The organism is Bacteroides sp. An322, from assembly GCF_002161765.1.
GTDB lineage: Bacteria > Bacteroidota > Bacteroidia > Bacteroidales > Bacteroidaceae > Phocaeicola > Phocaeicola merdavium.
On the sequence record NZ_NFIN01000034.1, the window covers coordinates 1 to 23,536 of the forward strand.

16 protein-coding genes, 1 tRNA gene and 1 pseudogene are annotated in these 23,536 nt (G+C 44.4%); 13 read left to right on the plus strand and 5 right to left on the minus strand.

Annotated elements, in window-relative coordinates:
* The 4 genes from B5F91_RS13385 to B5F91_RS13400 all read left to right on the plus strand — a co-directional run.
* Positions 1-994, plus strand: a 994-nt coding sequence (locus B5F91_RS13385) for an AAA family ATPase (protein WP_158099921.1), incomplete at its 5' end; no start/stop codon positions are given.
* 74 nt (positions 995-1,068) lie between these two features.
* A complete protein-coding gene (locus B5F91_RS13390; RefSeq protein WP_158099922.1) occupies positions 1,069-2,532 on the plus strand; it encodes a DUF3375 domain-containing protein in 1,464 nt (487 codons plus the stop codon).
* The gene (locus tag B5F91_RS13395) at positions 2,529-3,104 is read left to right on the plus strand and encodes a DUF4194 domain-containing protein (RefSeq protein ID WP_087429563.1); all 576 of its coding nucleotides are present in this window, start codon (positions 2,529-2,531) and stop codon (positions 3,102-3,104) included. The genes B5F91_RS13390 and B5F91_RS13395 overlap by 4 nt, the downstream gene beginning before the upstream one ends.
* Positions 3,088-6,480: an SbcC/MukB-like Walker B domain-containing protein gene (locus B5F91_RS13400; RefSeq protein WP_087429564.1), complete on the plus strand. Its 3,393-nt coding sequence runs from the start codon at positions 3,088-3,090 to the stop codon at positions 6,478-6,480. Before B5F91_RS13395 ends, B5F91_RS13400 begins: the two co-directional genes overlap by 17 nt.
* A 166-nt stretch (positions 6,481-6,646) precedes the next feature.
* Here the strand turns inward: B5F91_RS13400 and B5F91_RS13405 are convergent, their stop codons facing one another.
* The 4 genes from B5F91_RS13405 to B5F91_RS13420 form a co-directional block, all read right to left on the minus strand.
* Positions 6,647-7,222, minus strand: a complete 576-nt coding sequence (locus B5F91_RS13405; RefSeq protein ID WP_087429565.1) for a superoxide dismutase — start codon at positions 7,220-7,222, stop codon at positions 6,647-6,649.
* 198 nt (positions 7,223-7,420) lie between these two features.
* Positions 7,421-8,596, minus strand: coding sequence for a thioredoxin family protein (locus tag B5F91_RS13410; protein WP_087429566.1), 1,176 nt, complete (start codon positions 8,594-8,596; stop codon positions 7,421-7,423).
* 73 nt (positions 8,597-8,669) lie between these two features.
* Positions 8,670-10,157 carry a RagB/SusD family nutrient uptake outer membrane protein gene (locus tag B5F91_RS13415; RefSeq protein WP_087429567.1) on the minus strand — a complete coding sequence of 496 codons (1,488 nt, stop codon included), beginning with the start codon at positions 10,155-10,157 and terminating at the stop codon, positions 8,670-8,672.
* A gap of 21 nt (positions 10,158-10,178) precedes the next feature.
* A complete protein-coding gene (locus B5F91_RS13420; RefSeq protein ID WP_087429568.1) occupies positions 10,179-13,280 on the minus strand; it encodes a TonB-dependent receptor in 3,102 nt (1,033 codons plus the stop codon).
* 378 nt (positions 13,281-13,658) lie between these two features.
* Between B5F91_RS13420 and B5F91_RS13425 the strand changes: the two genes are divergently transcribed.
* The 6 genes from B5F91_RS13425 to B5F91_RS13450 all read left to right on the plus strand — a co-directional run bounded on the left by B5F91_RS13425 (position 13,659) and on the right by B5F91_RS13450 (position 18,704).
* Positions 13,659-14,591 carry a hypothetical protein gene (locus B5F91_RS13425; protein ID WP_087429569.1) on the plus strand — a complete coding sequence of 311 codons (933 nt, stop codon included), beginning with the start codon at positions 13,659-13,661 and terminating at the stop codon, positions 14,589-14,591.
* On the plus strand, positions 14,582-15,238 hold the full coding sequence (locus tag B5F91_RS13430; RefSeq protein ID WP_239416442.1) for an ABC transporter ATP-binding protein: 657 nt from the start codon (positions 14,582-14,584) through the stop codon (positions 15,236-15,238). Before B5F91_RS13425 ends, B5F91_RS13430 begins: the two co-directional genes overlap by 10 nt.
* Before the next feature lie 49 nt (positions 15,239-15,287).
* The gene (locus B5F91_RS13435; RefSeq protein WP_087429570.1) at positions 15,288-16,109 is read left to right on the plus strand and encodes a hypothetical protein; all 822 of its coding nucleotides are present in this window, start codon (positions 15,288-15,290) and stop codon (positions 16,107-16,109) included.
* Between the two features lie 18 nt (positions 16,110-16,127).
* Positions 16,128-16,961 carry a hypothetical protein gene (locus tag B5F91_RS13440; protein WP_087429571.1) on the plus strand — a complete coding sequence of 278 codons (834 nt, stop codon included), beginning with the start codon at positions 16,128-16,130 and terminating at the stop codon, positions 16,959-16,961.
* Positions 16,962-17,053: 92 nt separating this feature from the next.
* Positions 17,054-17,332: a hypothetical protein gene (locus tag B5F91_RS13445; RefSeq protein WP_087429572.1), complete on the plus strand. Its 279-nt coding sequence runs from the start codon at positions 17,054-17,056 to the stop codon at positions 17,330-17,332.
* A complete protein-coding gene (locus B5F91_RS13450; protein WP_087429573.1) occupies positions 17,325-18,704 on the plus strand; it encodes a S41 family peptidase in 1,380 nt (459 codons plus the stop codon). The genes B5F91_RS13445 and B5F91_RS13450 overlap by 8 nt, the downstream gene beginning before the upstream one ends.
* A 116-nt stretch (positions 18,705-18,820) precedes the next feature.
* Here B5F91_RS13450 and B5F91_RS13455 read toward each other — a convergent pair whose 3' ends face one another.
* Positions 18,821-22,063 (minus strand): S41 family peptidase, encoded by a 3,243-nt coding sequence (locus tag B5F91_RS13455; protein WP_087429574.1) that lies wholly within the window; start codon positions 22,061-22,063, stop codon positions 18,821-18,823.
* A 131-nt stretch (positions 22,064-22,194) separates the two neighbouring features.
* On the opposite strand from B5F91_RS13455, the gene B5F91_RS13460 reads away from it, so the two are divergent.
* The 3 genes and pseudogenes from B5F91_RS13460 (at position 22,195) to B5F91_RS13470 (ending at position 23,457) form a co-directional block, all read left to right on the plus strand.
* A tRNA-Gln gene (locus tag B5F91_RS13460) sits at positions 22,195-22,265 on the plus strand.
* 409 nt (positions 22,266-22,674) lie between these two features.
* A pseudogene (locus B5F91_RS13465) lies at positions 22,675-22,821 on the plus strand (recombinase); the annotation flags it as partial.
* A gap of 162 nt (positions 22,822-22,983) precedes the next feature.
* On the plus strand, positions 22,984-23,457 hold the full coding sequence (locus tag B5F91_RS13470; protein WP_239416443.1) for a hypothetical protein: 474 nt from the start codon (positions 22,984-22,986) through the stop codon (positions 23,455-23,457).
* The last annotated feature ends 79 nt before the right edge of the window (positions 23,458-23,536 follow it).

Here is a 23,536-nt window from a genome sequence, read left to right on the forward strand (position 1 = left end):
CCTGACAGGTATCACCAAGTTTTCGCAACTCAGTATCTTCAGCGAACTGAACAATATACAGAACATCAGCATGGTAAAAGAATATGCGGCTCTTTGTGGCATTACTGAGGAAGAGATGCGTACGCAAATGGACGCGGATTTGGATGCGTTTGCCGAAAAAACAGGCATGGATAAAGAGCAGTTAGTAGAAAAGCTGAAATCCTATTATGACGGTTATCACTTTACATGGCCCTCTCCTGATATTTATAATCCTTATAGCTTGATGAATGCTTTCAGCGAAGGGGAGTTGAATGCTTATTGGTTTGGGAGCGGCACGCCTACTTACTTGATAGAGATGTTACGGAAATATCATACGCTTCCGTCTGAAATAGGCAAGGAAGAAGTCTCATTGGATGATTTCGATGTGCCTTTAGAACTTGCCACCAATTATATGCCATTGCTGTATCAAGCGGGTTACCTTACCATTAAAAATAGGAGCGTGGAGTTTGATTCTTATTTTCTTGACTTACCTAATCAGGAAGTGCGTTTAGGCTTAATGAAGGGTTTGGTATCTTCGTATGTAGTCAGAGATACACGGCAAAGCAATAAGGTGTTGCGTGAAATGGCGCGTTGCTTGTCACGTAACGACATGGACGGTGCCTTGCGTCTGCTTCAGACTTTCCTTTCTACGGTCCCTTATACGGATAACACCGATTACGAGGGGCATTACCAGCAAGTGCTTTACATCATTTTCAGCCTCTTGGGGTATTATGTTGATGTAGAGGTGCATACACCGAGAGGACGGGTAGACGTAGTGATGCGTACTGCACATACCTTATATATAATAGAAGTAAAGCTCGACAAGAGTGCCGGTGAGGCAATGGGGCAGATTGACTTAAAACATTATCCCGAACGTTTCGCCCTTTGTGGATTGCCGATAGTAAAAGTAGGCATCAACTTCGATAGCGAACGGCATACGATTGAGGATTGGACAATTCATGCTGATGCAGAGTGAAGGATAAACTTTCATGGCTTCATTTTCAAATTCCGCAAGAAGTTTGTATTTTTGCACGTTAATTGAAAATGAGAATGGTGTCACAAACAGAAGTCTTATCTGAAATCTTGCGTACTTCGCCTTGCGTGGAATTGCTTCGCTTGCGCAACCGTCAACTGATTATCTTGTTTCTTTTCAAGACATTCTACCATAGGCAGAGTGCTGTACCTTTCGAGTCTTTGCGGATGCAGCTTGCCGATTATCTGAATGCCATGCATGTGGAACAGGACGAAGAAAACGGCATTACGGCTTTCGATACGTTCGAGGAAAAGGCGAACAAATATATCCAGCGGTGGACCGATAAAGGGTTCTTGCGTAACTATCAGGAAGAGACGGGCGAGGTGTTTTACGAACTTTCGCTTTATACCAGCAAGGTCATTGATTGGCTTTTGAGTTTGAAACGGGAAGAGTTCGTAGGTACGGAGTCGAAGTTTATGAATCTCTTCGGGCAATTGAAAGAATTGGTGGAATTTACCAATGAAGACAAGGAAGAACGTATCCGGATGTTGGAGGAGAAGAAACGTGAAATCGAGCATCAGATTCAAGCCATCCGGGCAGGAGGTGATGCCGAAGTATTTGAAGAGTATCAAATATTGCCCCGTTTCAAGCAAATCAGCTTGTCTGCTAAAGAATTGCTTTCCGATTTTAAGGAAGTGGAAGAGAATTTTAAAAGCATTACGAAAGACATTTACCGCAAACATGCTGAGGGCGAATATTCCAAAGGTGATATCTTGGGCTTTACGTTCGATGCGTTGGAGAATCTGCAGCAGAGTTCGCAAGGCAAGAGTTTCTATGCCTTTTGGGATTTCTTGTTGACACCTTCCTTGCAACACACGTGGGACGGACTGATAGAGCAACTTTATGATACATTAGACGATAAGCGGCTGGAAACGGGCGATACGTTTCTGAAGAATATGAAGCAATATCTTTATATAGCCGGGAAGAAAGTGTATCAGGCAAACGACAAAATGGCGGAGAAGCTGAGCCGGATTATTTGCGAGAACGGGACAATGCCTACGGTAATCACCCAACGTGTGATAGCCGACATCCAGTCATCTTTGCTTGTGCTGGCACAAAAAGGCATTACGCCTGATGTATCGCTCGAAATAGAGACTTTGCCTGACATCAATATGCCTTTGGAACGGAAACTTACGTTGGAGCAAAATACCGAAATCTCTTACCGTCAGGCATTGGAAATGGCAAGTACGGACATCAGTGAAGCCCGTTCTGCCGGAAACTTGTTCGTGCAAAACCGTATTGACCGCCGTTTGCTGAAACAACGTATTCAGCATACTTTACGCCGTAAGCATCAAGTGTCGCTGGGTGATGTTATCGAAGAAAACGGAGGCTTGAGCCAAGGCTTGTCAGAGTTGTTTGGCTACATTGGTGCCGTGCGCGATTTCCGCCATACCATCAGTGCCAATCGGACACAAGAAGTCGTGTTCGACAAGGCGCAACACAAAGCAATCGTTATACCTGAAATTATTGTTGTACGATGAATCTCGAATCTTATATATCTCCATACGCACGGGCAGTGGTCTGCCTGTTGAAAGGTCCGGTAGATGCATCAGACCGATGCTGGAATGATATTTTGCACTACCAAAGCGAAATACAAAAATACCTTTTTCAAATCGGTCTGGAACTGATAGTAAAACGCGATGAAGGTTTTGCCTACCTGAAGCAGATGACCGATGAGAACGGCAATACGTTAGGGCTGATTCCCCGCAAACCGTTGGGATTTGAATGTTCGGTGCTGGTTATTATTCTCCGCGAAGTGCTCGAAGAGTTTGACAGCAACTTAGACGAACTGAATGCAACCGAGTGTTACATTACAGGCAAAGAGTTGAAAGAACGTATCGAATTGTTTCTGCCCGAACGGTTTAATCGGGTCAAGCTCTTGAACGAACTCGATACCTACATCGCCCGCATTGTGCAATTAGGTTTTCTGATAGAGAAGAATCAAGATAACCGGGTCTTTTATCAAATCCACCGCATCATCAAGGAAAAGGTCACGCTCGACCAGTTGGTAGAATTTAAAAAGAAACTTGAAAGCTATGTTGAATCTGTTTAGTACATCCTCGGACACGGCGGGCTTCCGCTTGCAATACATGGAAATCTATAACTGGGGTACGTTTCATGAACGTATCTTCCGCCTTGCCCCGCAGGGGAATAATGCCTTGCTTACCGGAGCCAATGCTTCGGGTAAAAGCACTATTATCGATGCGTTGCTCACCTTGCTGGTTCCGGCTAAGAAGGACCGTTTCTATAACCAGTCTTCGGGAGTGGAAAAGAAGGGAAACCGTACGGAAGAGACTTATGTATTGGGACATTACGGTAACATTCAAAAAGATGGCGAGCGGGGCGTGACTACACAAGCCTTGCGCGATAAAAGTGCCTATTCCATTCTGTTAGCATCGTTTGCAAATACCGACCAGCGGGTGGTGACTATTTTTCAAGTCCGTTGGTTTTCAGGAGGAGAATTGCGCCGTACATTTGGATTGGCGCATGTGCCTTTGGAGATACAAAAAGACTTCCAACCTTTCGATGGGAAAGGCGTATGGAGGCGTAGGTTAGAGGCTTCGTATAAAGGCGCACGCACTTTGGTAGAGTTTTTCGATGGACCGGTGGGATATGCCGAACGTATTACGCAACTCTTTGGAATGCGCTCTGCCAAGGCATTGAGCCTCTTCAATCAGATTGTAGGCGTAAAGGTGCTTGATGACCTTGATGAGTTTATCCGCATCAATATGTTGGAAGAGCACGATGCCGAGACGCAATACCTTCAATTAAAGGATAGTTTCACTACTCTGATAGATGCAAAGGTGAATATTGAGAAGGCGCGTATGCAGATAGAGATGCTTCAGCCCATAGCGGAATTGGCAAAGAAGATAAAAAATGCCGAAGAACGCCTCGCTCAGCTGATGACCGATAAGGATACAGCAGTCTATTGGTTTGCCAAACAGTTGATAGACCTCGCAAAGGAAAAATTGGATGTAGCGGTGAAGGAAAAAGAAAAGTTGGAAGCCGAAACACGCCAGCTCCGCCAGCGGGAAGAAAAATTGAAACAAGAAGAACGTACCCTTGCGCTTGCTATTGAGAAGGATGAAGTAGGGCGTAAGTTGAAAGAATTGAACGATGATATCGAACGGCTTACAAAGGAACGTGATGGGCGCATGGCTTCAATGGATAAGTATAACGGACTTGCCCAAAAGGCAGGTTTCGCCACGAATCCTAACGAAGAAACCTTTAATAATCAACGTCTGCAAGCCGAACAACGGATAAAGGAATGGGCAGAAACAAAGGAAACTTGCATCCGAAAGCAAATCAATGCCGAGCGCGAACAAAAGGATTTGAGGGAACAGATGGAAGACTTGGTGCGTACGGTAGAAGTGTTGCGGAAGAATAAAAACAACATTCCCGTGCGTGAGACAGAGATACGCGAAGCCATTCTGGAATATACGGGGGCATCTAAAGAAGAAATTCCTTTCGTAGGTGAACTATGCCGGGTAGCGGAAGGCGAGGAAGCATGGGAAACGGCATTAGAGAAAATCCTGCATCACTTCGCTCTTCATCTCATCGTTCCTGATAAGTATTACCATCAGGTAAACGAGTATGTGAATACGACTAATCTGAAAGGGCGCATTTTATTTTACCGGTATCTGCCTTACAATTCCTTGGCAGATATACAAGCGTTTCGTCCTGCCGATGAGGAAGCAGGTCAGGTTATCGACAAAATAGAAATCCGTCCCGATAGCGAGTACGAAGAATGGGTGCGCGATATGATTATAGAGAAATACAATTATGCGTGTGCGGAAGATTTGGAAACATTCGAGCGGTATAAGGAAAAGGCAGTTACCCGTGAAGGCTTGATAAAGTTTGCAGGCGAGCGGCACGAGAAAGACGACCGTCCGCATATCTTGCGCCGTGAGAACTTCGTGTTAGGATGGGAAAACAAAGAGAAAATCCGTCTCCTGCAACAGGAACTGATTCAGCTTCAAGAGCAAGAGGCAGAACTTGCTAAAACAATTAGCCAGGTCAAGCAGGAAGCGGTAGAGGGGGAGGCATTGTGTGAACATCACCGCCGCTTGGTAGAGTTGTTTCCCGATTATCAACGCTTGGACTGGAAACAGTATGTCGACCTTATCCAGCGCAAGCAGGAAGAGAAAGAAGCGTTGGAAAAAGGTAACGACCATTTGCATACCCTTCAGATGCAATTGGAGAAAGTGCGCGAGGAGCAGCATCGGCTTTCCACGACCGATATTCCCGATTCTACCCGCAAAACCATTCATGTTGAATACCGCATCGAGCAATTGCAGAAAGAAATGGACGAGAACCAGCGTGTGGTGGCATCCATCCGGTCGTTGCTTTTCACCGATTTTGAGAAGGCTTACGCTTATTTATGTGAGCTTTCTTATGACCAATTGAAGCAAGAACGGGGTAAGTTTCAGGCAAAGAACGAGCGTGAACGCAAAAAGTTAGAGAACGAGAAGCGCGGATACGAAGATGAGGCGAAAGTGAAGATAACAGAATTTAAGCATCCGGAAGAAACCGTTTCAAACCGCTTCAAGGACTGGCGTGCGGATGTAGATGCTTTGCCCGATGCCATGCATATCGAATTGATTGAGGCTTATTGCCAAATGTTGGAACGGCTGGAGAAAGAAAACCTGCCTAAGTATGAGAAACAATTCGACGGGTATCTGCAAAAAACATTGACCGACAAGGTGGGCGAGTTCCGGATGTTTTTCAGCAATTGGAAGCATGCTATCAAGAGCAACATCGATATGCTTAACGATTCGTTGAAAGGCATTGACTATCGGATGCGTCCCGTGACCTACATCCAGCTTACCGCCCTGACACAAATCAGCGAAGAGGTGCGCGAGTTCAACCGGTTATTGGATGAAGCGGTGCCGAATGTGCAGAAAATCAATGCTACGATAGACGGAAGGCGCATTCATTTCTATGAACACGTAGAACCGTTCATGCGCCGCTTGGAAGACGAGGAATGGCGGAGGAAAGTGATGGACGTACGTTTTTGGTTTACCTATAAGGCGGAAGAGTTCAACCGGCAAGACGGACGTAAGGAAACTACGTATGAGAATATGGGCCACTTGTCGGGAGGAGAGAAAGCCCAGCTGACTTATACCATTTTAGGTTCAGCCATCGCCTATCAGTTTGGCTTGACCAAAACCGGATTGCAAAGCGATTCGTTCCGTTTTGTAGCGATTGATGAGGCTTTCAAGGCGCAGGATGAAGATAAGGCGCGTTACCTCATCACCCTCTGCAAGCAACTTCATCTCCAACTCTTGGTGGTAACTCCGAACGATAACATCCACATCGTGGAAAACGACATCTCGTATGTTTATTTCGTAGAGCGGAAAGAAGAAAAGACTTCTTGGCTTTATAGTATGCCGATAGAGCAATGGAAGGCGGAGGCTGCTTCCGAATGAAGATTAAAACGGGATATAAAACACATACGGCTGCATCGGCTTATGAAGCTATATGCATTGGCTGATGCAGCCGTATGCGTAAGCCGATGCAGCCGTATGTGTTTGCGTTAGGATCCAAACAAATAGAAAAGCTGCGTGTCTTTGTCTTTCTATAAGGGAAGTATTCTCAAATGATACGTAAAGCAACTTTTTCCCAATCTACCAGATTCCAAAAGGCTTCGATGAAAGCTGCCCGCCGGTTGCGGTAATCGATGTAATAAGCGTGTTCCCATACGTCGAGGACAAGAATCGGCTTCATGCCTTTGGTCAGCGGATTGCCTGCATTGGGTTCGGTGAGAATAGAAAGTTTGCCTTGCGTGTCTTCTGTTAACCAAACCCAGCCTGAGCCGAACAAGGTTGTCGCTTTCTGCGTGAATTCTTGTTTGAATGCTTCAGGCGAACCGAAGTTTTCCATCAGCTTTTGAATGAGTTTATCAGGCATAGCGGTCTGTCGGGGCGTAAGCGTTTCAAAAAAGAATGTATGGTTCCATGTTTGTGCAGCATTGTTGAAGATACCTCCGTCCGCTTTGCGGATGATGTCTTCCAATGGCAGGTCTTCGAATGGTGTTCCGGTTATCAACTTATTCAGATTGTCCACGTAGGTCTGCAGATGCTTTCCGTAATGGTATTCCAGTGTTTCTGGGCTCATGTGAGGAGCCAGTGCTTCCATCGTATAAGGAAGCTGGGGCATTGAATGTTTCATACTTTTTTACTTTTAAAGGGTTTATAGATAATCAACACGGGAAGATACGAAAAAGTTTTGAAAAACAGGGTATTATTTCGGGAAATAATAAAAGGATAAATAGAAAATATTACTTTGGCAACCCTGAAAAAAAAAACGGAGATACAGTTTTCCTTATTTGTCCTGTATCTCCGTGTCTTTGAGTGCGACGGTTTAAGTTTATTTCTTTTTCCGGGCAGGTTTCATTTTCAATGCATCTGGACGCATGGAATATGTTTTTTTGCCGTATTGGGGTTCTGAAAGCAGGCAAGGTGGAATTGGTTTTCCCTTTGCTTGGCGACGTACGACTTCTTCCAATGCCGCCGCATATTCCTGATGGATGTAAGCGTCATCGCGGTCAGTTTGGTTATAGGCAATATAGCGCAGGTATTCCACACATTTGTTAAACCATGCGTCAGGTATTTCGCCTTTGTATGTATAGTTCCCAATGCGGGCTATGAACTTCAGACGCTGGATCAGTTCTTGCTGATTGACCGTGGTGTCGGCTATCATCGCATCGATTTCAGTGGCTGCCCGATTGTAGTCTTTGGCTTGGATAAGTCCGTTAATTTCTATCAGACGGCAATTGAACGCTTTGCCTTCGAAGTCGCACAATGCTTTAATCTCTGTCAAGTCACCGTAAGTAGTTTCTTTAGTAAGTTTGGCATCGACCGCTTTCTTGCCAAAGCGTTGGCAGAAGTCGGCATAATTATCCGATACCTGTTTCAGGTAAGGAGTGAAGCCCGAAATGGTATTGACAAATACCTCCCATACATCAGGGTCAGTCAGTTTGGCACCTCCCGCAATCAGTTCATTGAATGCGGTTTGCACATTCTGCCGCGCATAAATGGTATGTTGGTAGTTGATGTAGTCTATCAGGAAAGCATGTTCGCGATTCCCTTTCTTGTATTCCTCTATCAGGTAAGGCGAACGGGTTTCCGGATTGAGCGCGCATTTTCCGGTTTGGATAAACTGTTCCGGTGTCTGGCGGCTACTGCTGTAATGTACCAGCTCTTCGGTTTGCGGGTCGATGAAAGCATAAGTAGGGAAAAGTCGAACGCCGTATTTTTTAGCTAATGCTACGCCTTCTCCGTTCTCTGCATCAATCTTTAGGTTAACAAATGTGTTGTTGTAGAAATAACCTACCGTAGGCAATGAGAACACTTGCTGTGCCATGTTAAGGCAAGGTCCGCACCATTGTGTATAGAAATCGATGAATATCAGTTTATTTTCAGCTTTAGCTTTATTTACGGCTTCTTGCCATGAACAATGCAGGAAGTTGATTCCTGCTTCTTGTGCCTGTGCGGAAAAAAGCCCGCAGAAGGCGATGAGAATTGTAAGAATGTATTTCTTCATAAGTCGTATCTTTAGAAAAGGGAGGCAATGGCTTTTTTGTTACCGTTGCGCCTCCCTTAGATGTTTTTTAGGTTTAATATCCTGGATTCTGTTCTGCCAGTTCATTCGAGTTCCGTTCGCTTGACGGAATAGATTCTATCCGCCGGTCGATGATTCGCTGGTAGTAAGCTTCTCCTTGGCTGGCAGAAGCTTCGCATTCCTCGTCGTAGTTCTCTTTCAATAACGTATTCAATTGGAAGAGGCGTGTAAAGTCCGGACGTTCCGTGAATCCGGCAAAACGTAGTTGGGTAAACCATTCGTGCCAGTTTTCGAAAGACATTTCAATCATCCATTCATTAAAAATAGCGTCTTCTAACTCTTCTGTAGTTGTGGGGACTTGGATAGTTGCTCCTGCCCGTTGGCGGATTTTTTCAATCGGAGCGTATGCCGTAGAGATAGATGCACCTGTACGGTAAAGTGCTTCTGCTTTCATCAGATATAATTCGGCTACCCGGCTGAAAATAATGGGCATATTGTTGGCTGCATTCAAGAATTTCTTAATAGACTTCAAATTGTATGCCGTTGTTCCCCGATATTCCAGGCTGTCTACATTCGAAAAGATAGCTTGAGCACGCGGGTCATCTCCAACCAAATCTACATATTCTTTACTCGGTCCCCAATAACCTTGATTTTTCAGAGTACTGTTGCCGTATGCCGTTTCTCTGGTAGAAGTATTGGCGGCATCGTTTTGGTCGTAGAATCTTGCGAACAGGATTTCTTCCGATGTTGTGAATTTGTCGAAGATGTCTCCGTAATTAGCTTCCGGCAGGTTTTGGTTGGTGTCTATCGCATCGTCAATTGCCTGAATAGCTTCTTGGTATTTTCCGCTATAGAAGAGTGCTTTGGCTTTCAAGGCATGAGCCGCTTCTTTGGAAGCTTGGGCAGAGTTCGACCATTCGGGCGCTTTTTCGATAGCTACTTCTACTTGCTTTAAGATTTCTTCGTAGGATTCCTTCACGGTAGCTCTGGGTTTCTTGGCGTTTTCTACCGAAGGGTTTTCATTACGAATGATAACACCGTATGGGCTGGTTTCGTCCCAAAACTCGCCATAGCGCACTAACAGACGGAAATAAGCGAAGGCACGCAGATAATAGATTTCGCCCAACACTTCTTCTTTCCGGTTACCTTCGAAGGCACCCGCATCGATTCCGTTGAGGGCTTCCTCCAGATAGTTCGCGTTTTTGATGATGCTATAGTCATCATCCCATTCGTAGGTGTCGCTATAAGACAAGGTTGGGTAATAGCGTTCCGAATAATAAATGGTGTTGCCCACTTCTCCGGTAAATTCCTGACGGCGCAATGTCCCTGCCTTAAATGGTCCGCCGCTGGTAGGGAAAATGACGTTGAATCCGTTTCCAGGAAGGTTATAATAGACACCGTTCAGTGCAAGTTCTACGGTTGCCGGATTGGTGATAGCACCTTCCAAGTCGGCTTCGAAAGCCGGTTTCTTATCAAGTACGTCGACAATGTCGCACGAAGTGACTCCTAAAGCGAGGAGCAGACCGAATATATATTTCTTCATGATGTCTCTGTATTTATAGGTTTATAAATTAAATTTGATACCGACTGATAAAGAACGGAATCCGGGATAAGTGGATGTTTCGTAGTTACCTCCATAGTTTGACGAGGTGGATACAGTTGCAGGGTCTGTTCCTGGATATGAAGTAATGGTGAACAGATTGGTAGCTGCTAAATAGACTTGACCTTTTACTACTTTGCCTAAAGGCAGGTCGTAAGTGAGGCGCACTTCTTGCAAACGGAAGAAGGAAGCATCGAACAATTCCAAGTCGGTAAAACTTGGAACTCCTTCACCGATGTACAAGGCGGGCAAAGTTGCATTTGGGTTTTCAGGCGACCAGCGGTCATCCAATCCGTAATCAATCAAACCACATAATTGTCCGGGAAGATTCTGGATAGCTTTATTATACAGCTTTTGACCTCCTATCTGATAACCGAAGTTAGCGAATAGCGAGAACCGTTTGTATCTTACATCAGCTGTGAAACCTCCGTAGACATCCGGGTCGGGCGAACCGATAATAACACGGTCATACGATTCTATTTTACCGTTTCCGTCCATATCTACTAATTCCTGATTACCAGGTTTCAGTTCGTTGCCGTTATAATAATCTTGTCCCAATTCTTGTGCGTATGCGTTCAATTCGTTTACACGGTCCCAGCTTTGGATGATGCCATTGTGCGCATATCCTAAAAATGCTCCCATCGGATAGCCTTCCGCCAAAACTTGATTGCTACTGCCTTGCACAATGACTCCTTTCATAGCTGTTTGAGTAGCACCTTCTGCAACCAGTTTGGTCACTTTATTCTTGTTGTGAGCCAAATTGAACGATAAATGTAAGTCCCAATCCTTGTTTGCGATAAGATGAGAAGTCAGGTTAACTTCCACGCCCCGGTTGGTTACAGAACCTACATTACGGTTCATCGACATGCTTCCGCCGACTGAACTTGAGGGGAAATCGTATGCCCAAATCAAGTCGTTCGTATTCTTGATATATCCTCCGATAGATCCCGCAAGTTTATAATTAAAGAAAGAAAAGTCTACACCGAAGTCATAGAGTACGGATTTTTCCCATCGAATGTCACGATTACCCACTTGCGAATGGATAATAGCAGGACGTCCGTTGTAGCTTCCGGCTTCGTATAAGTCACGGTTCGAGAAACTGGTCAGATTCTGTGTACCTGTTGTACCGGCACTGAAACGAATCTTCAAGTCGTCAATGAACCGCACGTCTTTCAAGAAATCTTCTTGCGAAAGCCGCCATGCGATAGCTCCTGAAGGGAAGAAACCGTAGCGATTGTTAGATCCGAACATAGAAGAACCGTCATAGCGGGCGGTAAAAGTAAACAAGTAACGGTCCATCAACCGGTAATTAATACGTCCGAAAGATGAGAATAGTCCATAAGCGTTGTATCCGTTACTCCAATTTGTCAGGTTAGTGGCACTTCCGATATTGGTATAAATTTCGTCCAACGGATAAGTATCGCCGTATATATAGGTACTACGGCTGCTATAGCTTTCGAAAGAAACACCGACCACAGCGTCTAATGTATGTATTTTATTAAATGTATGATTGTAAGTCAGCGTATTATCGAACACGGTCTTTGAAGAACGATAATGGTTTTCGCTTCCACTGGCTTCGTTACGTGTACTAAGGAAGCTAGGTGAGAACGAAATGTTCTGGTTGAATTCCACATTGGCAGAAAGGCTGGAGCGGAATTTCAGTCCTTTAATAATATCTACTTCTCCGTATACCGTACCTAAGAGGCGGTAAATGTCATCGTTGTCTTGATTATAAGTATTCGCCACAGGGTTGGGGCTTCCGGTTGTCAAGTCGAAGTCACCGCTTTCATCGTAAATCGGCATATCGGGGCGATAGCCTTGTGCCGCGAACAAAGAGGTTCCGGCATTCGACTGGTCGGTATAACTCATTGTAGCGTTGATACCGAAACGCAGAATAGGTAATACGTTAAGTTCGGTCGATATGCGGGCGTTATAGCGGGTCAAATCTCCGCCTTTCACCATACCTTGCTGGTCGAGTACGGCTAATGAGAGCAAGTATTTGGCATTTTTGTTTCCTCCGCTTACCGAGAAATCTACATTATGGCGCAGTCCGGCTTGTTTTACTTCATTAAACCAGTCTGTGTTGGCAGTGCCCAGTGCTCCAGAATTAGGGTCAAGAATATCTGGGGCATATTCATTTGAAGGATCGAACACCAGTGTTTGTTCAGCGAATTTGCGTACGGTGTTTCGCCATTCATCTCCATATAAGATACGGAAATTCTTAATCTGGAAATCTGTCGTGAGGTTATAGTTGAAGCTGACCGAAGGTTTGCCTTCCGTTCCGCGCTTGGTGGTGATGATAACTACACCGTTTGCCGCACGCGAACCGTAAATGGCAGATGCCGAAGCGTCTTTCAGCACGTCCATAGATTGGATGTCGTTAGGCGAAATGGCGTCCAGCATGGTCGGGTCGTCAATAGGTACTCCGTCGATGACATACAAAGGTTCGTTCGAACCGGTTAATGACGTTGCTCCACGTACACGTACACGAATGGTTTCGCCCGGTTGTCCGGTGCTTTGTGATACTTGTACGCCACTCGCCAAGTTTTGCAACATTGACGATACATTGGTCGTATTCAGTTGGTCCAATTGCTTGGCTGTGACCGAAGCTACCGAACCGGTCAAGTCTTTAATGGTAGATGTTCCGTATCCAATTACAACTACTTCATTAAGGTCAGTGGCATCGGCATGAAGGGTAATCGTAAACTCTTTGCGGTTCCCTATTTTTTCTTCAACGGTTTTCATTCCAATAAAACTGATGACCAACACATCGTTTTGTTTGAATGAATGAGAAAGAGAGAACTTACCGTCAATGTCGGCAATCACTCCTACCGTAGTACCCTTGACAGAGACAGAAGCACCCGTCACGGGGTCGCCGTTTTCATCTTTGACTACTCCGGTAATGGTTTTCCTAGGTTGTGATGAGAGATTCAGCATACCGGAATCTTTCTCATCAAATGTCATTTGGGCATTCGAAGCGAGAAGGTTGTTCCAGTTGGCTGATCCAAACATTAAAGAGCATGCAAGCGCAAGCAACATGCCTTTCCTTTTTCTTTGTTTTCCCATAAACTTACTATTTAAAGATTCAAAAAGGGGTTATTATTTATGTGTTAATGTTAGGGTTTTTCTATGATTATTTTTTTAGAATATGGGCTTTTTTTATCCGATTTCAAAGAAATCGGCGGCAAAAGTAATAAAAAAGATTAATATGGCATTCTTTTTATGATGAATCTTTTAGACAGTTGTAGGCAGAAAATAAAATGCTATTATCAGAAGCTGTAATAAAAAAAACAGATAGAAATAATTGTTCGCTAAAATAAAATCGTTACTTTTGTTTTCATAATTGCAGAAATAAGTAAATATAGAACAGAAAAAACGATACGAATAAAAAGAAAATAGAATTGTTTTTTGATAAGCAAACAATCGTATTTTAAGAATAGGTCAATGTTCGGTTATTATATTACGTTACGTATGCAGAGCGGGCTTCGGCTATTGAAAGAGATAGGTGTGTTCCGAAGTCTGTTTCTGATGGTTTTGCTTGGGCTGGGCATTTTAGTGCTTTGCAAAGTGCCAAACAGGTGGATGCCGCTTTTGTTTGATTTATTGGTGATAGGCGGATATCATCTGATGAGAAAAGACGAAGCGTTCTTGCGAAGCCTTACCCGGAATGTCAAAGGGTTCTTTCTGAAGGAATATCTTTTGTTGAGCCTCCCTTTCCTTGGGATTGCAGGGATACGGGGCGATGGGTTAGTTGCTTTATATATGCTTTTCGCTGGATGCCTGATGCCTTTTCTAAGGCAAGTCAGGATGCGGACGAAGCCTGTCCGGCTTCGTTTCTTCTATGCTGGCAATATGGAACAAATCCGGATGTTCCGTCGGACGGGATGGATATACCTTATCCTTGTAGGTGTTTCGCTCTTGGGGTGCCTGCATGGGAATTTGCGGATTACGAAGGTCGCTATGTTGGCATGGGGTATTATCCATTCGGGTGCCTATTGCCTTGAACCGGATCCGCATATCTTGTTAAAATATAAGAATTTCAAGATGTTGCAGAGTTTGGAATGGAAGTCTAACGCATGGAATGCAACAGTGCTTTCCTTGCCTTTCGGAGGGATGCTGTTCGCTTTGGGCTTTCGGACAGAAGAGGTGCTTTTTATCCTTTCGTTTGAGATGGCTTTTATCCTTTACCTGCAAGGCATGACATTGTTCCGTTGGGTGTGTCCGGCAGATATAGGCAGGGTGATAATGCAGGTGGCGCTCTTTATTCCCTTGTTTGTCGCGTCTTGTTTTATCCCTTATCTCAACCTGGTTTGGCTGATGCTTATCGGTATGTTTTCGTATGTCGTATATGTTAAATGGAGTACGGTATGGAGATAATAGGCATGAATAATCTTTCTAAATCGTTCGGACACTTGAAGGTGCTTGATTGTATTTCATTGACCTATGAACAGGGGAAGATTTACGGGCTGGCTGGGGAAAACGGAGCAGGAAAAACTACGCTATTCCGTTGCCTGACAGGGCTTTTGCCGTATGAAGGGACAATACGGAAAAGGAAAGAGGTGAAAGTGGGGTATTTACCCGCCGAATGTTATTTTTATTCGTTGATAACGGCACGGGAATACATCGAGTTTTGCCTGAAAGCGTATGGTGAGCAACTCAGCCGGACACGTCTTGATGAAATAAACGAAGAGGTATTCCACTTGCCCTTAGACCGTTATGCATCGGCATATTCTACCGGCATGAAAAAGAAACTGGCGTTCTTGGCTCTCTATCTGCAACATCCCGACGTATATATTTTAGACGAACCTTTCAACGGAGTCGACCTAAAAGGATGTATCTTATTGAAAAACCTGATAAGGCGCATCAAAGAGCAGCAGAAAACGGTCATCGTCTCTTCGCACCAGCTTGCATCGCTACACGAATTATGCGATGCCATTCATTATTTATGTGAAGGCAAAATCATCAAGGAATTCACTTCCGAGCCGATAGAGGAAATCGAACGGTTTATCTTAGAGTCTGTTTGACAATAAACATGACTATCTATGTTTTTGTAGAAATAAAAAATGTGAGTATATGGAAAATGCCATAAAAGCGTACGACACTTACCGGAATCTTTTGTATGCCGAAGGAGGATTGCCGGAAAATGTACGGCATGATTTGAATATAGACGATTTGTGTGAACGGGTAGATTATACCTCATCGGGTATCGGAAGGCAATATTTGTATCATTTGCTTTGTACAGATAAGGTATCTGAGATACGTGATTATGAATTGTTAATAGAGCGGTTTCAAACCGATGAGGCTTTGCGTAAGCAATTGACGGATACACTTATTAAGCTGAATAAACCGGCTTCTTATACCGTAGTGGATATCTTGGCAGAAGAAGGGCATGCCTATTCACGCCGTTATTTGCTTCTGCTTCAGGTATGCCGTTGGCTTCCGTTGCTATTTCTTTCTTTGACCTTATTGACCGATGCACCAGCTATCCCTTTCGTCTTGTTTGTTCTTTCTTATGTGGGTAATGCTTATTTGCATTTTAAGCAGAAAAGTGTGCTTTCATGTTACTATTTTTCTATCCCTCAGCTTTATAGATTGATGCAAACGGCTTGCCGTTTAAGCCGAATAGATACATTTACGGTCATTGACCGAAAGATTGGAATGTGTTTGGTTGATTTGAAAGGGCTTATTGGAAAATTGCGTTCGTTCCGGTTGGGCATCGCATTACAGAGTGAATCGGCTTTGCTTATTTTCCTGTTTACCGAATTGCTGAATGTATTTACCTTATATGCCGCTATCAATGTAGCCGAAGCAATAAAGATATTGCGGCTATATGGTTATCCGGATTCGGTAGTGAAAGAGGCGGAGCGGATAAAGAATCAAAGCCTTTGTCAATGAATAAAGTAATCCGTTCAGATGAAAAGAATTATTTTTATAATTATATCTATAGCGGCTATAGGGTTGTTCCTTATCGGAATGAAGCCGAAGATAAGCCCTCTTGTTTCTTCGTTTGATAAGGACGGTTATGTGACATTCTCAGAAAATGGTGTAAATCTTCTTTTTGATACGGGAGCGAATATTACTTTGCTTTATACAGATACCGTGCCCGAATCTTTTTATCCTTTTGTACGGACGGATGCGAAAGATATAGGAGACAATGATTTTTCGGTGGAGAAATATTTTTCGTTTTATGCTCGTTTGGGGAATATCGAAGGGAATTTGTGGACAACTATCTTATTGCCGCAACGTTTCCAATGGCAACACATCCATGGGATTATAGGAACAGACATGATAGACCGTTGTAATTGGTTGATTGATTTTACAAAAGGTGAAATCTCTAATGTTCATCCGTTTGTTCCCGGTACTCCGGATATGGTCTTGCGCTATAAGAAGGAACGAGGCTTGTATTATGTGGAGGAAATGGAACTGAATGGCGTCAAATGCTCTCATGTCTTGATAGATACGGGGTATGACCGGAGTGATTTCTTTTTGTCAAAGCAAGATATAGAACAAATGTCTGACGCTTGCTTTTTGAAAAAGGACACTTGTTATGGCTTTGCTGATACGGGGAATGAGATAAGCATTTATGAAGTGGCTCAAGGGGAAGTAAATAAAATGCAGTTTAAAAACGTGACGTTGGCAACATTGGCATCTCGAAGAACAATGGGTATTTCGTTTTTCAAACGCTTCTCACAAATCGTATTGGATACTCGCAAGCAGGAGATAAGATGCTATTGTTTAAATGAATAATCAGGATTAGGAATAGTGATTTGAAATAAATCGTTATCTTTGCGATTATGATTCGAAAAAAGAGAAATACAAAGTAAACAAAAAGCAATAAAATGAAAGAAAGCATTACTGACCGCTATATCGGCATCGGAACAGGTGTCGGGGTAGTTCTTGGTTTTATATTGAGAATGGTGTTAGACTCTTCAGCCGGACTTGTTATCGGTATTGGTTTGGGCGTGTTTGGCGGAAGTATGGCGGGCCTGATCAAACAGATGAGTCGGAAAAGCAATATGGATAAGAAGAAATTAGCATTCTATTTCTGGTGCGGATGTGCAATAGGAGTTGTGGCAGGCATCGTGGGTATGGCATTTTATTTGATTGAAAATGGATAACACTTTTCCTATACCTATATTATATAAGGAGAAAGCCGGCAATCCGTATCAGCATGAAGTGATGAATCTGTTGGCTTTCATCAAGGCGTTTCATCCGCTTCCGTTGGTAGATGAGGTGGCTTTTGCACGTTTCGAGAAGTATGCCGAATCTTTATGCGATAAGTTGGACGAGCGGATGGAACGTCCGGCGTTTCAGGTAGAACTGAACCGTTGGCTGGCTTTGCTTCAAGATGCGCATACATTTGTGATGCTTGACGATACATCGCTTTATCCTTTCACGTTACGTTATTATGAGGGGAGTTTTTATTTTCGAAGTCTTCCGGATTCGGTTCCGGATTGTATGGGAAAGGAACTCATAGCCATGAATGGGCGTGCGGTTGATTCATTGATACAAGAATTAATGGTTTATGTCCCTTCGGAAAATCAGGTAAAGGCCTGTATTACGGGAAGCTTCTTTATGAATCATAAGGCGTTTCTGAATGCATTGGGGATTGATACGGACCGAGATATCCGGTTTATGTTTGCGGATGGGGATGAAGTGCGTTTGCCTTCGTCTTTAGATAAAGGCGCAGCAGGTTCGCATCAGGTGAAGCAAGTACTGCATCCAGTTACGGCAAGGAGGAATAAACCTTTCCATTATCAGATAACCGGCGATACGTGTTATTTCCAGTTCAATGCGATGATAGACAGGTTCTCTTATTGGCAAGGATGCCGTTTGATGCAGGTTTCTCCGGATAAAGCCGTAGCGGATAATCTTCCTTTGTTTGCGGATTTCTTGGATGAAATGGCATGCGCAATGGCGGTGCATAACGTGAATAGGTTGGTGATAGACATGCGTTATAATGGAGGAGGAAACAGTGTATTGGGTGATGTGTTGCTCGAATTTTTAGGTGTCTCTCTTCAGGACATCCGTCCGTTCCGGTCTTACATCCGTGTGTCCGATTTCTTGCAAACGTGTTATCATACGCTTTTTATCCGTGATAAGTATGAATCAATGAGAGGAAAATTAGTGGAACAGAATCAAGTGATGAATGATTTTACCGCTGGTATGCCGAAACCTTCCAGCCGTTTTCATGGAGAAGTGACGTTTATTCAAGGACAAAATACGTTCAGTAGTGCCAATTATCTGTTGACGCTCATCAAAGACAATGCGCTTTTCCCGATTATCGGGACTCCTACCTCCCAAAAGCCGACCTGTTTCGGTGATGTGCTTTGCGTAAAGCTTCCTTATACCCAAACCAAAGGTTATATCAGCCATTCGTATTTCGTGCGCCCGGATGAACAGAATCAAGAAACGAGTTTGTTGCCCGATTCACTGATACGAACTTTATTGAAAGATTGGCTGAATGGGAAAGATGCGTGTTGGGATTAAATTTATAATGTAATAGAACACGAAGGCAGAAGGCACGGAGACACGGAGGATTTTTTATAAATTGAGATTTAAAAAATTATTTTCTCTGTGTCTCCGTGTCTCTGTGTTCATTCTTTTTATTCTCCGATTTCCTTCAGCAATTCATCTACGGCTGCTTTCAATTGCGTGTCTTCTCCTTTCACAATCGTTTCGGGAGCGTTCAGCACATAGATGTCGGGGTCAAGCTGGGTGTTTTCCAGATAACTTCCGTCGGGGAGGCGATAGCCTACCACCGGAATGCCGAATACGAGGGTCGGGTCTTGTGTCGTTACCCAGTTTACGCTGGTCATGGTTCCGGGAACGGGCGCACCTACCAGCTTGCCCAGTCCGCGATGTTTGTATACCCACGGGGTGCCGTGTGCGTTCGAGTAGTTCGCTTCACATTGCACCATGATGGAAGGCTTGTTCCAGCGCCGGCTAGGCATATCGCAGGTCTCGCGCCCGCGGATGACTTGGGTGAAGTATTTCTTTCCGCTGAACAATACTTCGATGTCCTCGTGCAAGCGTCCGCCTCCATTGAAGCGGGTGTCTATCACGATGCCTTCGCATTGGTTGTACTTGCCCAAGATGTCCGAGTAAACCGAACGGAAACTGGAATCATCCATCGATTCGATGTGCACATAGCCCAAACGTCCGTTCGACCAGCGTTTTACGTCTTCCGCCCGCTGCTTTACCCAGCGCGTATAGAGTAAGCCATTCATTGCTCCGTTGCTTATGGGTTTCACCACTTCTTCCCAGCGTTGGTTTGTTTCAGGGTCGTAAAGCGATACCAAGGTTTTCTTGCCTGCCTGTCCATTTAATAAAGGAGTATAGTCTTTCTCGGCTTCGAGGGTCTGGCCGTTGATTTTCTCGATAATCACACCGGCTTTGGCACGGGTGCTCTTGCGGTCGAAAGGACCTTTCTCGATGATTTCGGCGATGCGCAATCCGTTGCCCGTATAGTCCCAGTCATACAATAGCCCCAGCTGGGCAGTGCTTTCGGTATCCAGTTCGGGATAGAAGCGTCCGCCGGTATGAGATACGTTCAGTTCGCCCAGCCATTCGCTCAGCATTTCGGCGAAATCGTAATTGTTATTGATATGAGGCAGGAACTTGCGGTAGGTCTTCGTCAAGTCATCCCAGTCCACGCCGTGCATGTTCACGTTGTAGAAGCGTGCCTTTTCCTCGCGATAGATGTTATCGAAGATGTATTCGCGCTCTTCCGCCGGATTCATCTTCACTTCGGCGCGATAAGTAATCGGTTTCAACTTTTCTGATTTCCCGTCCATTTTCTGCATCGTTCCGCCTCCCAATACGAAGAAATTCCCTTCGCTATCGGTTTCCATATTCGCCCAGCGGGCATCCATCTTGTGCAGGAGTTTGGTTTCATGCTTGCGCAAATCCATTTTCCACATGTCAAATCCGCCTTCGAATGCGGCTAAGTAATACAAGGTTTCCCCGTCTTTCGAGATTGCGGCTGAGGCTAAGCTCGATGAATTAGGGGTGAGGCGCACGATACGGTCTTCTATGCCGTCCGGTTCAACCGTAATGAACTGGGTACTGTCTTTTTTTGCATCGGCTTTCTTGTCTTTCTTCTTGTCTTTCGAGTCGGTTTCATTCGCTTTCTCCTGTTCTTTTTCCAGTTCCTTTTGCAATTCGTAATCCTCTTTGCTCAAGCGGAACTTATCGTATGCGTCTTGGTTCATGAAGACCATCATTACATCGTCCAGCGAACCCCATGAAGCATGGTTGCGCATGCCGTAACGCTCGGTGGTGAAGAGAAGGGCGTTTCCGTCCATGGTCCAGCGAGTCATTCCGCTCGTATAACCGCTATTGGTCAGGTTGATAATCGGATTTTTCCCATCGGCGCAAACCAGTCCGATGTCCGAATAAGGCTCGTGCTTGTTGGCGATGAATTCCAATGCGAACCATTTCCCGTCGGGAGACCATTGGTAATCGAATCCTCCCGAAAGCGAATACCACGTAGAGCCGTCAGTCACCTGACGCACTTTCTTGCTCTTCAGGTTCAGCACCATGAGGCGGGTACGCCCTTCGATGAAGGCAATTTCTTTCCCGTCGGGCGAGAATTTCGGATAGCTCCGCTCTACGGTTTTCGAAGGAAGCAAAGGCTCTTCTTCTATCAGGGTGGCATTCGGGAAGTTCTTTTCTTCCTTCCGAACGATTTTTGCGGTATAAAGCCCGCTTATTCCGTCGCGCTCGCTGGAGTAGACCAACGTGCGGTTATCCGCACCGAACGATACGCCTTCTTCCGCTTCGGGCGTATGGGTGATTTGCTTGGTGGTGCCGTATTCGACGGATGTCACGAACACTTCACCCCGTACCACGAATGCCACTTGCTTCCCGTCGGGCGATACCGTAGCTTCCGATGCGCCCCGCGTAAACGTATAGTCTACAGGCATTTCCTCCTCATCCAAAGTGAGAGAAACGGGCACTTTTTTCGCTTGTTCCGCTTGAATGGACTGGGTGTAAAGTTCTCCGTCATAGGTATAGCAGAGCGTCCCGTTTTGGCTCACCGAGAGAAAACGCACCGGATTGCCTTTGAATGAAGTCACCGCTTGCACTTCCTGAGGTTGGTCGAGCGGGAAACGATACACATTGAACGAGCCTCTGTTCCGTTCGCTCAGGAAATAGACTTGCTTCCCGTCGGGGCTTAACCTCGGGTTGCGGTCTTCTCCGGCACGGTCGGTCAGGTTGGTATGCTTCCCGGTTTGGGTGTCATACATCCAGATGTCGCGGGTAATGGACGAGGTGTGATGCTTACGCCATTCGTCCTCAAAGCCTTTCCGGTCTTGGTAAAGGAAGAAGTTGCCCGAAGGCGCATAGCAGACCATTTCCGCTGGAGTGCCAAGGAGTTGGGTGGTCCGTCCTCCCTCGGCGGGCACCTGATAAAGCTCCGTCATGGCAGTTGTAGGGAAGAGAGCGCTTCCCGCAGGGTCTTGAATCGATGCCGAGAATACCACTTGTTTCCCGTCGGGAGTAAAGGCGGAAGGGATTTCCGAAGTCGAGTTAAAGGTCAGCCTCCGGGCTTCCCCGCCTTCGGAAGACATGATGAATACATCCATATTGCCGAACCGGTCGCTGGCGAAAGCGATTTGTTTCCCGTCGGGAGACCATACCGGAGTAGACTCATACGAACTTTGGGTGGTCAGACGCACGGCTTCGCCTCCCGAAGCCTTTACCTTATATATATCGCCTTTATAGCAAAAAGCGATTTCGCTTCCGTCTGGAGAGATGACGGCATCGCGCATCCAAAGCGGTGTCACCGCCGAAAGAGACGCGCAACTTGCTCCTAAAAGGAGCCCTAACGCTAATTTCTTCATAAAATTCTCTGTTTTTTGGAAGCAAAGATAAGAAATATTGGGGATGAACGAAAAAAAGTGGAAAAATATTTGGAGGATATTGCAAAAAACACTTATCTTTGCACCGCTTCTTGAGAGAAGCACTAAAAGTTTGGACTATGGTGTAATGGCAGCACAACAGGTTTTGGTTCTGTTTGTCTTGGTTCGAATCCAGGTAGTCCAACGCAAATCACAGTCATTTAAGGTAAAACCCCGTAAAAACGTCGTTTTTGCGGGGTTTTCCTTTGGTATCTCAGCATGAACATTCTCTAACCGGTGCAAGTCCCTTTCTTCTTCTTTTCGTTAGGAAGTACACTTTTAGTATGCCGATAAAAAAGAAAAATCCCTGATAATAAACCTATTATCAGGGATTTGAAGTACCCAGACCCGCATTTGAAATAATTAAAGTGGGGAAAATGTGGGGAAAAAGAAAAACGCAGAAAAACACGGCAATATAACTATATATCAACTATTTACAATTATATTAAATTTTAATACGAATTAATCCGATTGCAAATTATTTAGCAGATGTGGGGAAAATGTGGGGAAAATATCTATATTTGCATCCAGATAGATATTTAACCTGTAAGCCTATGAAAGTAACTTTCATCATTAAAAAAGCGGCAAAACGGTATGATACAGAATCAACCGCAACTATTTATATCCGTCTGAGAAATGGAAGACAGCTTGATTCTGTTGCTCCTACCCAGCTTTCAATCAATCCCAATCTGTGGGATGACAATAGTGGTTCTCACGCATATAGCGTGGGCTGCTATTGTTGTATCTGCTCATTAGGTTTTCTCAGGACCTCCAATTAAGATATGGTATTGCAGTTCCACGCTTTATTTCTATTATGCAGTTATAAAAGCCAAATCAGCTCGCAAATAAATGTAGTTGTAAAAATGAAGAAAATTGTTATTTGTATTTTAGGGTTAATTCTATTTCCCATAGCTTACCATTTCTTGCATTTGCATATTTTGCAGATGTCTGAGAATTATGTAGAAAGAAAAAAGAATACTTTGCAAAAAGAATTTTATGATAAATTGAATGAATATTGGGCAGGAGAATCTCGTTTAATGTATTCAGAAGAATATGGCAGCACATTTTATGTTCCTATGGATATGGATGCAGTTCAATTTATCGACAATAGGGACGAAAAAGATGCGACTTTTTATAGTTCTGTTGAAAGATTGTTCCCATATGATAGATTCCCTTTATTAACATCAACGATGTTCAAATGCTTAAGGCCGGGATGTTTTAAGGATTTATATGAATTAAATGCTGTAAAAAATGTGCCATGGGTGGCTTTCTTACTGAAATATCAAGAGAAAGATAAATTCCAGATGTTTAGAAGCTGTTTTGATTTCATTCGATAAATCTGTTAAGCATGATTTGGATGAATGCAATCTGTACCATAGCTTCTGCGGTTTCAGCAAGGAATTCATAATCGATGGT

What these genes read in the sequence shown, in the direction of transcription:
- B5F91_RS13420 (WP_087429568.1), bottom strand. Translation starts at nt 13,280, where the DNA reads ATGGGAAAACAAAGAAAAAGGAAAGGCATGTTGCTTGCGCTTGCATGC.
- B5F91_RS13425 (WP_087429569.1), top strand. Translation starts at nt 13,659, where the DNA reads ATGTTCGGTTATTATATTACGTTACGTATGCAGAGCGGGCTTCGGCTA.
- B5F91_RS13405 (WP_087429565.1), bottom strand. Translation starts at nt 7,222, where the DNA reads ATGAAACATTCAATGCCCCAGCTTCCTTATACGATGGAAGCACTGGCT.
- B5F91_RS13455 (WP_087429574.1), bottom strand. Translation starts at nt 22,063, where the DNA reads ATGAAGAAATTAGCGTTAGGGCTCCTTTTAGGAGCAAGTTGCGCGTCT.
- B5F91_RS13435 (WP_087429570.1), top strand. Translation starts at nt 15,288, where the DNA reads ATGGAAAATGCCATAAAAGCGTACGACACTTACCGGAATCTTTTGTAT.
- B5F91_RS13390 (WP_158099922.1), top strand. Translation starts at nt 1,069, where the DNA reads ATGGTGTCACAAACAGAAGTCTTATCTGAAATCTTGCGTACTTCGCCT.
- B5F91_RS13430 (WP_239416442.1), top strand. Translation starts at nt 14,582, where the DNA reads ATGGAGATAATAGGCATGAATAATCTTTCTAAATCGTTCGGACACTTG.
- B5F91_RS13450 (WP_087429573.1), top strand. Translation starts at nt 17,325, where the DNA reads ATGGATAACACTTTTCCTATACCTATATTATATAAGGAGAAAGCCGGC.
- B5F91_RS13445 (WP_087429572.1), top strand. Translation starts at nt 17,054, where the DNA reads ATGAAAGAAAGCATTACTGACCGCTATATCGGCATCGGAACAGGTGTC.
- B5F91_RS13410 (WP_087429566.1), bottom strand. Translation starts at nt 8,596, where the DNA reads ATGAAGAAATACATTCTTACAATTCTCATCGCCTTCTGCGGGCTTTTT.
- B5F91_RS13470 (WP_239416443.1), top strand. Translation starts at nt 22,984, where the DNA reads ATGAAGAAAATTGTTATTTGTATTTTAGGGTTAATTCTATTTCCCATA.
- B5F91_RS13415 (WP_087429567.1), bottom strand. Translation starts at nt 10,157, where the DNA reads ATGAAGAAATATATATTCGGTCTGCTCCTCGCTTTAGGAGTCACTTCG.
- B5F91_RS13440 (WP_087429571.1), top strand. Translation starts at nt 16,128, where the DNA reads ATGAAAAGAATTATTTTTATAATTATATCTATAGCGGCTATAGGGTTG.
- B5F91_RS13395 (WP_087429563.1), top strand. Translation starts at nt 2,529, where the DNA reads ATGAATCTCGAATCTTATATATCTCCATACGCACGGGCAGTGGTCTGC.
- B5F91_RS13400 (WP_087429564.1), top strand. Translation starts at nt 3,088, where the DNA reads ATGTTGAATCTGTTTAGTACATCCTCGGACACGGCGGGCTTCCGCTTG.